Annotated in this window: 11 protein-coding genes and 1 pseudogene; 6 read left to right on the top strand and 6 right to left on the bottom strand. The window is 35.1% G+C overall.

Annotated features, from left to right (window positions below):
• Positions 1 to 478: 478 nt before the first annotated feature.
• The 6 genes and pseudogenes from zntB to hutW all read right to left on the bottom strand — a co-directional run.
• A complete protein-coding gene (zntB, locus tag J3U37_RS04480; protein ID WP_267328530.1) occupies positions 479 to 1,480 on the bottom strand; it encodes a zinc transporter ZntB in 1,002 nt (333 codons plus the stop codon).
• Positions 1,481 to 1,570: 90 nt separating this feature from the next.
• Positions 1,571 to 2,356: a heme ABC transporter ATP-binding protein gene (locus J3U37_RS04475; RefSeq protein ID WP_220219445.1), complete on the bottom strand. Its 786-nt coding sequence runs from the start codon at positions 2,354 to 2,356 to the stop codon at positions 1,571 to 1,573.
• 3 nt (positions 2,357 to 2,359) lie between these two features.
• Positions 2,360 to 3,322, bottom strand: coding sequence for a FecCD family ABC transporter permease (locus J3U37_RS04470; protein ID WP_220219631.1), 963 nt, complete (start codon positions 3,320 to 3,322; stop codon positions 2,360 to 2,362).
• Between the two features lie 65 nt (positions 3,323 to 3,387).
• Positions 3,388 to 4,026, bottom strand: a complete 639-nt coding sequence (locus J3U37_RS04465) for an NAD(P)H-binding protein (RefSeq protein ID WP_267373481.1) — start codon at positions 4,024 to 4,026, stop codon at positions 3,388 to 3,390.
• A 14-nt stretch (positions 4,027 to 4,040) separates the two neighbouring features.
• Positions 4,041 to 4,541 carry a heme utilization cystosolic carrier protein HutX gene (gene hutX / locus J3U37_RS04460; RefSeq protein WP_220219443.1) on the bottom strand — a complete coding sequence of 167 codons (501 nt, stop codon included), beginning with the start codon at positions 4,539 to 4,541 and terminating at the stop codon, positions 4,041 to 4,043.
• Positions 4,542 to 4,666: 125 nt separating this feature from the next.
• A pseudogene (hutW, locus tag J3U37_RS04455) lies at positions 4,667 to 5,971 on the bottom strand (heme anaerobic degradation radical SAM methyltransferase ChuW/HutW); the annotation flags it as partial.
• Between the two features lie 259 nt (positions 5,972 to 6,230).
• Here hutW and J3U37_RS04450 point away from each other — a divergent pair.
• From J3U37_RS04450 to J3U37_RS04425, 6 genes are all read left to right on the top strand, one after another.
• Positions 6,231 to 7,088, top strand: a complete 858-nt coding sequence (locus J3U37_RS04450) for a heme/hemin ABC transporter substrate-binding protein (protein WP_267328535.1) — start codon at positions 6,231 to 6,233, stop codon at positions 7,086 to 7,088.
• Positions 7,089 to 7,180: 92 nt separating this feature from the next.
• On the top strand, positions 7,181 to 9,484 hold the full coding sequence (locus tag J3U37_RS04445) for a TonB-dependent receptor domain-containing protein (RefSeq protein WP_220219440.1): 2,304 nt from the start codon (positions 7,181 to 7,183) through the stop codon (positions 9,482 to 9,484).
• Between the two features lie 330 nt (positions 9,485 to 9,814).
• Positions 9,815 to 10,453, top strand: coding sequence for a YjfI family protein (locus tag J3U37_RS04440; protein ID WP_220219439.1), 639 nt, complete (start codon positions 9,815 to 9,817; stop codon positions 10,451 to 10,453).
• Between the two features lie 36 nt (positions 10,454 to 10,489).
• Positions 10,490 to 11,182 (top strand): PspA/IM30 family protein, encoded by a 693-nt coding sequence (locus J3U37_RS04435; RefSeq protein WP_267336391.1) that lies wholly within the window; start codon positions 10,490 to 10,492, stop codon positions 11,180 to 11,182.
• 109 nt (positions 11,183 to 11,291) lie between these two features.
• Positions 11,292 to 11,954, top strand: a complete 663-nt coding sequence (locus tag J3U37_RS04430; RefSeq protein WP_267328536.1) for a hypothetical protein — start codon at positions 11,292 to 11,294, stop codon at positions 11,952 to 11,954.
• 35 nt (positions 11,955 to 11,989) lie between these two features.
• Positions 11,990 to 14,098, top strand: coding sequence for a hypothetical protein (locus J3U37_RS04425; RefSeq protein ID WP_366518692.1), 2,109 nt, complete (start codon positions 11,990 to 11,992; stop codon positions 14,096 to 14,098).
• Positions 14,099 to 14,124: the final 26 nt, after the last annotated feature.

Genomic DNA, 14,124 nt, shown 5'->3' with positions numbered 1-14,124 from the left:
TGAAACCAATTAAAGCAAGTTTATATTGTATTTGAAACTTTATGGCGTTAATTTTATGGTCGATACAACGGTTATAGGCGAAATAAAATAATGCACCAGTAGCAATAATATTATCCTTCAAAATAGTCAATCCTTTCCCAATATTGCAAATTCTGCCTAAGACGGTGAATTGTTACATAACTCTTTCGCCCATTCAAGCCCGATAATTTGTTGATAATCATTTTTAATCATTGATTTAATCGATGACATCAGGCTTTTTTGAGTTTCTATTTTGGGCTTTAAATAAAAATAATCAGTCACTGTCTAAAAGAGTGAGTATGTCGATATTCATTTAAACAATGTTACTGTTTTTTAAGGCTTCCTTGCCAATTAGTTTGAATTAAAAATTAATGCCTATTGGTGAATAAAATTTTATAAAGGGATTTTTCAAAACTTCATAAAATTACAATCTAATTTGGTTAAAGAAAAATAACAATGATTACCACCATTTTTTAAATTTGAGCCAAATCGCCGATACAATACTAATGATTAACAGGAGCAATATTAGTCCTATAAATGACCATTGGTGTTCACTAAATGGAATACCGGCCAAATTTACCCCAAGCAGGCTTGTGATAAAAGTTATCGGTGTAAAAATAATGGTAAAGAGCGACATTAAATAGATGCGTTTATTAGTCGATTCTGCCAAAAAGCTATTAATTTGTTCCATAATAGATGCTAAACGCAACAAACAGCTGTCGATATCTGAGACATAGTGGCTTTGTTGGTTAGAAATATCATGCAACCGTTGCCGATCATTATCATCGATCCAAGATATTCGTTCGGTTGAGATTTTAACGAAAATGTCTCGCTGGGGCGATAACAATCTTCGTAATACAATTAACTGTTTTCGCACCCGACCAATTTCTTTATGTGAAAAGATACGCTGATTTAATACTAAATCCTCAAGTTTAATAATTTTATTATGGACACTGTCGAATGATAAATTTACTTGATCACTAATTAGTTCTGAAATCTGTATTAACCAGTCTGCAACATCAACCGGTCCGATACCTTTCTCTAAATTATCTTTTAATTGGAAAATAGCTTCGATTTGCTGATGTCTGGTTGATATGATTAGGTTATCAGTAATAAAGAAGCGAAAAGTTACGATAGGATCAGGTAATTCGTTCGGGGTAAAATTCACCCCTTTTAACACCACCAAAATACCCGAATCAAAGCGTATTTCTTTTGGGATTTGATTCGGTTTGATTAATTCATTTTTGACGATATTTGGAATTAAATTTGTGCTGTTTATCCATTTAATGGTTTGTGGTTTAGCAAAATCTAAATGGATCCAGCAAGGCTGTTGGGTCGTTGCTTTACTGTTTGCGGTTAACGCTAAAGCTTTACCTTTTCCATCTAATTGACAACAAAAAACAGGCTCCGCTGCTAGCAATTTTGAAACTAAAACTGAACTTTCATCGTTATCGTTAGTCATCATTAGCCCCATTTTTTAAGTTTTTATTATTATATACTGATTTTGAACGAAAATGGAGCTAGCAATCAATGCCAATAATTTTTGATCTCATTAGGGGTTTAAATACACTTGTGGTACAGCAGAATTATTCGGATGTGAAAAAATCCCTAATTCTACCCCATACCAATGATTAATATTTTTTTCTGTTAGCACTTCTGCCGGTGTGCCTTGTTCTACAATTTTACCTTGATTGAGCAATATAATTTTATCCGCATACAAAGCCGCTAAATTAAGATCATGTAAAATACAACATACTGCTAATTTTTGTTCCTTAGCAAGCCGTTTTAATAAGCGCAATGTGTGTTGTTGATGATATAAATCCAGTGCTGAAGTCGGCTCATCTAAAAAGAGAATTTTTTCGCTAGGTTCGGGTTGCCACAACTGTACTAATACTCTTGCTAGCTGTACCCGTTGTTGTTCTCCGCCGGATAAACCGCGATAATCCCGATCGGCTAATGATATGCAATCGGTTTGGCGCATGGCATCTTCAATTGCTTCATTAAAATTGGCTTTTCCGTATGGCGCTCTGCCCATTGCAATCACCTCCCTTACTTTAAATGGAAAGGTTAATTGGCTTTGTTGAAGCATGACAGTTCTTATTTTTGCTAACGCTTTGGTTGACCATTGTGATAATGGTTTATTTTGTAAATAGCATTGACCAGATGAAGGCTTTTGATATCCGGTTAACAAACGTAATAACGTTGATTTTCCTGCGCCATTAGGGCCAATTATAATGACAATTTCACCTGCCTTGATATCTAAAGACACATCATTAATTATCATTCGTTCGCCATAACCAAATGTTAGGTTTTTAGCGCATAATATATCATAGTTCATCGATTATTTATGCCTCAAGATAAGCCAAAGAAAATAAGGACCACCAATTAAACTGGTAAATAATCCAACCGGTATCTCAATTGGGGCGACCAGTGTTCTTGCTAACGTATCGGCAAGTAATAATAAACAGGCACCGCCCAAGGCTGAACCGGGCAGTAACCATTGATGATTTGCGCCAATTCGCAAACGGATCATGTGTGGCACAACTAATCCAACAAAGGCAATAATGCCACTGACTGCAACAGCCGTACCAATTAGTACTGCGCATAGCAATAGTAAATAACGTTTTATACGCTGGACATTAATTCCTAAGTAGTGAGCATCTTCATCACCCAGCTGCAATATATTGAGTTGATGAGATAGCTTAAAAATACAGATTAGCGCAGGAACAATTAATGACATGGCAACTAATACCAAATCCCAAGAACCTTTACCTAAATGCCCCATTGACCATAATGAAAGTTGTCGCAATTGAGATTCGTCACTGATATAACTTAAGCATCCCATTACAGCGCCAATAATGGCATTAATGGCAACGCCTAATAACACCATTTTGGCTAAGTTACATTGCTCTTGTAGGCTATAAAGATAAATTAAAAGACAAATAAATAGGCTACCTAAAAATGCGGCAACCATTTTGCCATATAGCATCATGATCGGTGGAAAAATTGTCGGAAACAGTATTGATAATCCAACCATTAAGCTGGCACCACTACTAATACCTAACAAACCTGAATCAGCCAATGGGTTTCTAAATAACCCTTGCATGACCGCACCAGACGTTGCTAATGCCATGCCGACAATTACTGCTAGAATAATTCTTGGTAGCCGAATATTACACCAAATATTCCATAATGGATCATCAAATGACAGACTAGCCAATTGAAACACAGGTAACTTTAATGCACCTGAATTTGCAGAATAAATAATTAAAATCAAAAGTATGGCAGATAAACCCCATAACATTGATCGATGACTAGAATTGCGCACAGATGAACTCCATTTGTAATATTTCAGGCTTTTTATAAATACTAAGAACTAACCGTTAAAGTGGGATCTACAACACTATAAGCGCAATTATCAAGTTGTTGATTAGCAATTTTATCAATAATTATTCTTGCTAGCTCTTTACGGTATACAAATCCATGAACTTCTTGTTGAAAATAACATTGCCCTTGCCCTGTTATTTCACCGTCACGGAGTCCACCTGGTCTTAAAATTAAGAAATTAAGCGCACTGGTTTGTAACCAAACTTCAGCTAGTGATTTTTCCCGAACGGCATTACCAAATGCTTGTTTTGCACGTGAAGATAAGGTTGACCATGAATCGCCACAACCAAGCGAAGTGACTAATACCATCTGTTTTATGCCTGCTTGTTGAGCGCAATCAATAATGACTCGCTGAGCAATATAATTACCGGTTTCACCCCCTAAGGTTGAGACAATTGTAGAATCGGTACCTGCTTTTTGACAAAGGTCGCTAACCAGTTCAACATCGGTTGCATCACCAACATAAGTTTCGATTCCTTGTTGAGACAATTGTTCTGCAAAAGCCGCATCTCTCACTAACGCAATACAACGCCATTTTTCATAGCATTGTTTAACTAATTGAGAAACTTGATAACCTGTTCCATGCTTTGGGCTAACGCCAAATATTAGTAATGTTTTCATGTGATTTTTAATAATTAGTTAATGTTTTTAGCTAAAGCTCTGAATTTTTCTAATTGGTCAGCTTTCAATTGATGTTTTTCATCACGACCAACAAAAATTTTAAACATTGCTTGTCCATAATGATTAAGGAAAATCATTGATGCGGTAGACATTTTCATAAAGCTGCGTTCAATAAAAGCAATATGCTGACAATGTTCGGCTTTAATATGGCCACTTAATCCTTTTTGGTGACGTAAATTGAAATATTTTTGACTGTGTGTTCCCGGTGGTAATTCGCCGGAGATTTCAGCAATAATATCGCCATTATGGATTAAAAATAGCACATCGCCCCATGTGGCAACCTCAGCCCAAATTGTATCAAAGTGGCTACCATCAACAATTTTAGCATCTGGTAGAGCTTGAATTACTTGTGCTAACGGAACTTGAAAATCTTGTGCAATTTTTTCTAATAACTCTTCAGGATTTGATTGCATGTAAGTTGCAAGATTATCTAAATGCGTTTTTTTATCGACCATTGTAATATCCTTTAATTGTGTGATGTTGTTTCGATGTTCTGTTTATGCGAATGAAACTTAGGCATACCCTGCCCCGCTTGCATTGATTGTTTGGCCTGCGCCATTTTTTGTTGCAATTCGATATGTTCCGGATTATTCAGTTGTAATAACAATTGCTGTAAAGCTTGTAACAAGTTACTTGACCAAAAACGGCCGGATAACGTTAGCCGTAAGCAGTGATCTTCATTTTGTAACAGACCATTTTGATGCCATTGTTTGATTAATGGATCGAATAATTCCACTTTATCGGTTAACTGGGTTAAATCAACCCGACCTTTTTCAATTCCTGCTTGTAATTGATATAACCATGAGCCGATTAAGGGCTTACCGGTTAACATCATCAGCGGCTTTTTACCTTGATCGAGCTGTGCATAATACTGGTTTAAATCGCGCTGAATCATAAATGATTGTCCTGCTAATTTTCCACCTGCGCATGATCCAAAAGCAAAAAAATGTGAGCCTTGTTTTATCAGAAAATTATATAAATTTCTTTCGCGACTGGTTTTAGCCCAATGGGCATTGGTTAAATGTGTCCATCCCTGTTTAGCCAGATAATTAGCGCCTTGCAAATAAAAATCACATTTATCCGTAATAGAAGGCAACACGATTCGGTTATTTTCTACCCCTTTAGCCAGTGGTGTGGTAGGTAAAAGGTTTAGAGAGTAAAGATCAACGCCGTCAAGTGGTAGACTATCTGCAATCTCTAAATCACGTTGCCAGCTCTCTGTTGTTTGATTTGGTAAACCAAACATTAAATCACAGACTAAGGCCACGCTATCACGTGAAGCAATGCGTTTAAACCCTTCAATAATTTGTTGTTCAGACGATTGACGACCTAATCTTTGTCTTATTTCAGTATTAAAAGTTTGAATGCCAATTGAGAATCGATTGGCACCAGCTTCAATATAACTATCAATTCGTTCATCATCAAAATCTGAAATCCGCCCTTCAACCGTTATCTCACAATCGGGGGCTAATGGCGCATACTGCTTTAAATAACCGATCACCCGTGCTAGTTGCCCGGCAGCTAATGCAGATGGTGTACCACCACCAAAATAAACAGCATGGATCGGAGCTGATTGCATTGCGGGATTATTAATTTCAAGTGCAATTTCTTTTAATAAATAATCGACATATGTTTCAGTATTAAATTTACGCAATGGGTTTTGATAAAAACCACAAAATTGGCAATGGATATCACAAAAAGGGATATGTATATAAATCAGACGTTTTCGGCCTGCAAGATTGGATTTTTGAAGGTTATTCCATGTATTTTCTATCTCTTGAGGTGGTACTGGTAAACTTGCTTGAAGAGGCATTACAGCCCAACGATTTTTAAACGGTAAAACAGGATTTGAAGCGTAATACGCACTTACATCTAATGATTTCATAACAGCCATTCTTATAAATAATCTTTGCAAATTAAATAATAATTATTATCATTTATCAATATTTTTTATTAGTAAATTTCATAATATATTGATAATTAATTTATTATTTTTTGTTAGAAAAGCAAATCTGTTAACTTTTTAATGACTTTTTTGAAAAATAATTAACATTAGGATATCATTATAATTGTGTTGATAATAGTTATCATTTTCACTATATTATGGATTCTATCTGAAGTCATAACTACATGGAAAACAAGTAATGAAGAATAAAATAATGGCAAAAATTAGTCTATTTTTGTTAATTTTAAGCTTCAACAGTTTAATCAACCATAGCTTTGCTAATGAAAGAATTGTTGTTGCAGGAGGATCCCTCACAGAGATAGTATTTGCTTTAGGTGCGGGAGATCAAGTTGTTGGGGTGGATAAAACCAGTAGCTACCCCGAAAAAGCGAAGCAACTTCCGCAAATCGGATATTGGAAATTATTGAATATTGAAGGTATCTTGTCATTAAATCCTACCCTTTTTATTACTTTAGAGGATGCCGAGCCTGATAACGTTATCAGCCAAGTAAGCCAAGCTAAGGTTGATGTTTTGCCATTGAAGCGAGTTCCGGGCACTATTGAGTTGTTATATGAAAATATTGAAAAAATTTCGGCAAAGCTCAATAAACAAACCGAAGGACAACAATTAACCAATAAGATAAAAACCAACTTAGCACAAATCCAAGACAAAATTACAACTCATCCTCAAAAAGCCAAAGTACTGTTCCTAATGAGCATGGGAGGCACCAATTCTGTCGCAGGCAAAAATACAACAGCAGATGCGTTAATTGAAATTGCGGGCGGTGAGAATCTGGCAAAACATAATAGCTTTAAAAGTTATACCGCGGAATCATTAATTGCTATGGATCCCGAAGTTATTTTGTTAAATAGTCATTCAATTAGCCAGCTAGGCGGGCTTGATAAAGTTAACACAATTCCCGGTATTACCGAAACATCGGCTTTTAAAAATCATCGCATAGTGACGATAGATGATAGCTATTTATTCGGTATCGGCCCCCGTATTGATGAGGTGACAAAAATACTTTATGCAAGTTTTTACCCTGAAAATAAATAACCACAATCGGATTTTAAAAAATAATTATATCAATTAGTTAAAGAAGCAATTGAAGTACATTATTCGTATTTATCATTTTTGAAAGGAATAAAATGTTTGACTTAATTAATCTAAAGAAAACCGGCACGCTAGCAATAGGGTTAACCTTAGCGTTACCTACCGTCGCCGCTCAAACTCAAGATGAAGAAAACAATATTGATACCATTACAGTAACGGCTCATGAAGCCACCAAAACAGCTGGTACTAATACAGAAATTTCGGAATCAGATATTAGACGTGATGGCGGTACGAACTTTGGTAGTATCATGCGTTATCAACCGCTTATTTCAGCGCCGGGCAATATTTCCGGTTCTGGCAGTGGTAAAAGCAGTTGGGATCGTGGAGGATTTACCGGTTACAATATTCGTGGTTTAGATGCTAATCGTGTATCGATTGATATTGACGGGATGCCATTACCGATTGCTCAAGGGCGTGTTAACTCTGTTGGTAGAGCGGGATTTGGTTCATACGGTATTGGTCGTGATTACATTGATACTTATATGTATAACAAGGTTGATATTCAATCTGGCGCAACATCTGTCAGTAATGCAAATAATGCCTTAGGTGGCTCGGTTTCATTCCAAACTAAAACAGCCAGTTATTATTTGTATCCGGGCAAAACCAGCTATTTTGGATTTCAAAATAATTACGACAGCGCCGATAGAAGCTATCATCAAGGTATAACTATCGCCGGAGGTGATGAGTACCTTAATGGAATTCTTGTATTAAGCCGTCGTGACGGACAGCAAGGCCGCAATTACGGAGATTCGATCAATAGCTATCCTGAAAATTGGCACTCAAATTCAATTTTAGCGGGAATTGGATGGCAAATGACGGACGAGCATTTGGTCAACGCAACGATTGATTTCAACAGTAAAACCAAAAACTCTCATTATGATACTTGGGATCGGTATGGTAAAAAAATTGAATCGTATGATCATCAGCGTAGTAAAAATAATCGCTTTAACTTAGCGATTAAAGATCAATGGAAACCAACCAACATTAGTTGGATTGATAGTTTAACCACTCAGATAAATTATCAACGCACAAATGTATTTGATGACACCTATTTGCGCCATAGTTCTAAAGGTAACTTCAATACTCAAACAAATTACAATACAAAATCTTATAACTTTATCACAACCTTATTAAAAAGTTTTGATAATCAAAAAATTACTGCTGGTTTAAATGCTAAGTGGAGTGAAGATGAATCGCCATTTTATACTTCTGCAAAATCACAAAATGGTCGAATTTTCCCTGACGGAGATTATACTAAACCGCAAGCAGATAGCCGTAGCTATCAAATAGGTGGATTCTTTGAAGATCGCATTAGTTTTAATATTAACGATAGCAACAATTTTTATATCGTTCCGGGAGTAAGAGCTATCTATCAAAACACCAAACCACGTAATCTTGAAAATATGGCGGTATCGAATATCAATTCGAGCCAATTAGGTAAACAGTACAATAGTAATAGTGACTTTAAAATCCTACCGTCTCTAGCGTTTATGTACGATCTAAATCCTAATTTAACCGCTTATTTACAATATAAACGTGGCGCACAAATGCCAAACCAAAACCAGTTATACGGTTCGTATTTGGCGCATAGTCAAATGTATGTTTTGGTAGGTGATTCAAATCTTAAAACTGAAACCAGCGATAATTTTGAATTGGGTCTGAAAGGTCAGCCTGTATCTGGTATGACACTATCTTCAGCGGTATTTTATAATAAATACAAGAATTTTATTGCGTATTCTCGTTATAAGAAAAATTTTGTTGGAACAGGCAACCGTATAGTTTACCAATCGGAAAACCGGGATAAAGCCTATATTTACGGAGCAGAATTAAGCAGTGAATTTAATTTTGGCTCATGGTTTGAATCTGTCAATGGCTTAAGCGCTAGATTCGCCATTGGTTATAACCAAGGTAAATCTAAATCAAGCTATTTAGGCGATAAATATGTTGAAATGGATACCATTGCACCATTAAAAAGTACTATTGGTTTAGCATGGGATGATCCAAATAAACTCTATGGAGTTGCTGTGACGGCAACTTTCCAAAAAGGGAAGAAAACAGAATCGACAACACGTGAAACACATAGTAATGACGGAACACCAATTAAAGACTCAACGGACGAATACTTTAGAATCGCCGGACATGGTACCGTTGATTTAACTGGTTATGTCAATATTACTAAAAATGTAAAACTAAGTGGCGGTATTTATAACTTAACTGACCAGAAATACTGGGATTATTTAAGCAATAATAAACTATATCGCTCATCAGATCACAAATACCTAGATATGTTTACCGCTCCGGGTAGAACATTCCAATTAGGTTTAGATATCGATTTTTAATTTAATAGAAAGTTAACATTTACTAATCATAACCCGCTTTAGCGGGTTATTTATTTTCAAAAACCGATCTAAAAGTTTTGTACATTTGATGTAAGATTAATTCTAAAAATAAAATTTAACCTAATCCCCTTCGATAATTTTTTATAAAAACTTTTATTTTAGCCAATTCAAAATGCTTCACCTTAAAAAATATCATTATAAAATATAGAGTTATTAAAATTAAATCCTTTCATTATGTATTTAATAAAATATTACATGTAATATTTACATGTAATATTTTTGTGTTAATATTACTGACATTAAATTCTAATTAAATCCAAAATAAATTTTATGAAAAAAACAAAAGAGATCAAAAACTCAGCCTTCTATCAAAAACAATATCGACAACGATTACGTGAACAAGGTTTAGTAAAAAAAGAAGTTTGGATTTTACCGGAAAATACCTCAAAGCTAGTTGAAATTGAAAAACAGTTTCGCAAACCTTTGATATCAAGTAACGTAATTTATAATCATCAACAGGAAAACAATGAAATGAAAAAAAATGAAGTTTGGTTAATTACAGATCTTTATGAACAATTAAATAATTCTGAATTAGTTAAACAAGGTTATGCAAGTATTGAAATTATCGATGGTGTAGATGCATGTTTGTTTATCATTATGCATGAATATGGCGATTTACCCTTGTATTTAAGTGTTTCAAATCAACAAATTATTGTTGAAGCTCTGCTTTGGCCTGTTGATATGATTAAAGATTTAACCCAATTTAACGAAGAAGTCTTATGTTCACGTAAATTATTTCCTTTATCAACCATAGCGATAGAAAAAAGTGGCGACGGTTCAATAAATTATATAATGTATGGTGCTTTAAGTGCTTCATCAATACTTAACAATATTATTTATGAATTAGAAACTTTATCTGATAATGTGATTAAAGCCACTGAAGCTTTTGAAAATTACATCAATGATTAACCAATTGAATTATGCTAGAAAAAAAGGAGATTAAAAATGGCTATCTTCAAAAAACTTGTTACGGCACTCCGTGGTGGTATCAATGAGGTTGGAGAATCAATTATTGATACTCAAGCTTTACGTATCTTGGATCAAGAAATTCGTGACGCAGATATGGAGTTAAAACAAGCTAAAGAGTCATTAGCAAATATACTTGCTCAACAAAAATTAGCTGATAAAGAAGTAAAACTTACCGCAGAAAAAATCGCTGAGTATGAAAGCTACGCGATAAAAGCGTTAGAAGCAAATAATGAAGAGTTGGCGTTAGAAGTCGCGGAAAAGTTAGCTCAGCTTGAAACGGAGCATGATAACTATCTAAAACAAGCTAAGTGTTTCACTGAAAGTTGTAAAAATTTACGCCAAACCATTTCCCAAACAGAAATTAATATTCGTAATTTAAAACAACAGGTAGATATTGTTAAAGCAACAGAAAGTGTACAAAAAGCTCAATCAGCTGTTGCACAACGTTACGGTGGTTCAACAACCAAATTGCAAACAGCTTTAGATTCATTAGATCGAATCAAGAAACGTCAGGAACAAACGGCGGCAGTATTGGATGCGAAAAATGAACTAGCTAAAAGTGACAGTGCTAACTCGCTTGATAGTAAGCTCGAAGAAGCCGGCATAAAATCAAGTAATAAAAATGCCATTGCCATTTTAGCTCGATTGAAAGAAAAACAAGCTTCCTAGAATTTTATATTATGTAACTATTTTGTTTCTGGTATAAACTAATAAACATTATAACTATTTATCTAACTAAAAATAAAAATGCATATAAAAATGCAATTAAGGAAATATAATGGAGCTTTTTTGGGGAATATTTTTTTCTTTTCCTGTGGTAATTTTCAGTGGATTACTTACGCTTTGTGTGTTGTATTGGTTAACAGCTGCAATTGGTATCTTAACTGTTGATTGTTTAGATGTCGATCTGGACATCGATATGGGCGATTTATCAACAGATATTCCGGGTAATGCATCTGGATTTGCCGGATTATTATTGAAATTAGGCTTCAATCAAGTCCCCATGACACTTGTCATAACCTTAATTTCTTTGCTAGGCTGGTTGATAAGTTATTTTTCCTTTCGTTTTTTTATCTTACCGTTTAGTAACCTTACCTTTGTTTATTACATCGTAGGATTACTCGTTTTATTCATTACCTTTATTGTTGCGGTTTATCTAACTGCATACATCATAAAACCACTCAGACCATTATTTAATAAATTGAATATAACTCAAGATCATAAAGTTTTACTTGGCCAATCAGTAATCATTCGGTCAAGTGCCGTTAATGAAATTAAAGGTGAAGCAATTTATGAAGATGGCGGAGCTAGTTTAATATTGCAAGTAAGATGTAAAGAGCCGAATCAATTTAAGCGTCACGATAAGGCTATCTTGCTACGTTATGATGAAACCGACAATAGCTATGAAATAGTTAGTTTAGAAGAGTTTAATGGATTATAAAAATTAATTTTTTTGGAGAAAAGTAAATTATGTCAATGAATTTCGATACCATCATTTTATTTGCTACAGTTATAGGCGTTATCTTTCTTGTTATTTTAGGTTTTTTCTTATTATTTAAAGCATTCTATATCAAAGTTCCTCAAGGTACTGCGCTTATTGTCAATGATATGAGCTCAAAACCGAAAGTCTACTTTACCGGTGCTTTAGTTTATCCGGTTATACATAAAAAAGAGTTTATGAAAATCTCATTAATTACTTTTGATGTAGAACGTCGTGGTAAAGATGGATTAATTTGTAAAGACAACCTACGTGCTGATATCTGTGTTGCATTCTATTTGCGTGTTAATGAAACCACCGAAGATGTATTAAAAGTTGCAAAATCAATTGGTGTTGACAGAGCATCTGATCAAAAAGCAGTTAGTTCATTATTTAGCGCTAAGTTTTCTGAAGCATTGAAAACCGTGGGTAAACAATTTGAATTAGCCAAATTATTTGAAGATCGCTTAAATTTCCGTGAACGTATTATCGATGTTATCGGTAAAGATCTTAACGGTTATGCGCTTGAAGATGTGGCAATTGACTATTTAGAACAAACACCTATTAAAGCATTAGACCCGGATAATATTTTTGATGCAGAAGGGATTAATAAAATTACTTCAATTACTGCAATTCACAAAGATGAAACCAATAAGCGAGAAAGAGATCTTGAACTGGCTTTAAAGAAAAAAGACACCGAAACTATCGAAGCCAAACTAGAACTTGAACGTCAACAAGCCGATGCAGAAGCACGACAAAAACGTGAAATTGAGACAATCCGTGCTCGTGAAATGGCTGAAACCTTAAAAGTGCAGGAAGAAGAACGATTAAAAGCTGAACAAGCACGCATTCAATCGCAACAGGAAATTGAAGTACGTGAAGAGAATCGTTTACGTGAAGTCGAAGTTGCACAACAAAATCGCCTAAGAGCCATTGCGATTGAAGAAGAACGGGTACAACGTGCACGCTCGCTTGAGATCGTGGCACGGGAACGAGAAGTTGAATTACAACGTATCGAAAAAGATAAAGTTCTTGAAGAAGAAAAGAAAACGATTGCCAATGTAATTCGTGAAAGAGTCGCAGTTGAAAAAACTGTTGCAGTTGAAGAAGAAAACATTAAAGAAGTGCGCGAAGTTTCAAGAGCAGATCGAGAAAAACAAACTACAATCATTGAAGCAGAAGCTCGAGCTGAACAAGAACTGGTAAAACAAGTTAAACAAGCTGAAGCTGATGAAAAAGCATCTAAATATCGTGCAGTTGAAATTAGTACAATGGCACAAGCTGAACTTGAAGCAGCTGCAAAACAATCTGAAGCTAAAAAACAATTAGCACAAGGAATTGAAGCTGAAGAAGCGGCAATTGGCTTAGCTGAAGCGAAAGTCCGTAAAGCTCGTGCAGAAGCAGAAGAAAAAGAAGGATTAGTTAAAGCCAATATCAAAGCTGAAACTTTATTAGCAGAAGCAAAAGGTTGCCAAGAAGTCGGATTATCTGAAGCGAAAGTTATTGAAGCGAAAGCGATTGCAACTGAAAAACAAGGTTTAACAGAAGCTAAAATTCTTGAAGAAAAACTCTCAGCGCAAGCACGTGGTGATGAACGCATCGGCCTTGCTAAAGCAACGGCAACCAAAGAACAAGGTTTAGCAGAAGCATTAGTTATTCGTGAGCGTTTAACTGCTGAAGCAAGCGGTTTAGTTGAGAAATTCCAAGCAATGGCAACGATGAGTGAACAGTCACAAAGCCATGAAGAGTTCCGTTTAGCATTGGAAAAAAGTTTCGAACAAGCCATTGCTGCAATTGCCGCTAATAAAGAAATTGCTAAAGAACAAGCCGAAGTACTTGCAGCCGCATTTAGTAAAGCTAATATCGAAATTGTTGGTGGCAATGATAACTTCTTTAACAGCTTCTCTAAAGCGATTAGTGTTGGTAAAGCTATTGAAGGAACAGTTAACCAAAGCCCTGTTTTACAATCTGCATTACAATCAGTGCTATCACGCTTATCCGGCAATAAGAATGTGAATTTAAAAGAGACGTTAGAAAATACTGATCTAAAGGCACTCGCTAAACAATTTTTATCATCTGATAGTAAAGATAGTGAACAAGACCACTAGACAGATAATTCGTAATTGAATTGTCA

The organism is Gilliamella sp. B3172 (assembly GCF_026536465.1).
Classification (GTDB): domain Bacteria; phylum Pseudomonadota; class Gammaproteobacteria; order Enterobacterales; family Orbaceae; genus Gilliamella.
This window is presented reverse-complemented; position numbering and strand designations above follow the sequence as displayed.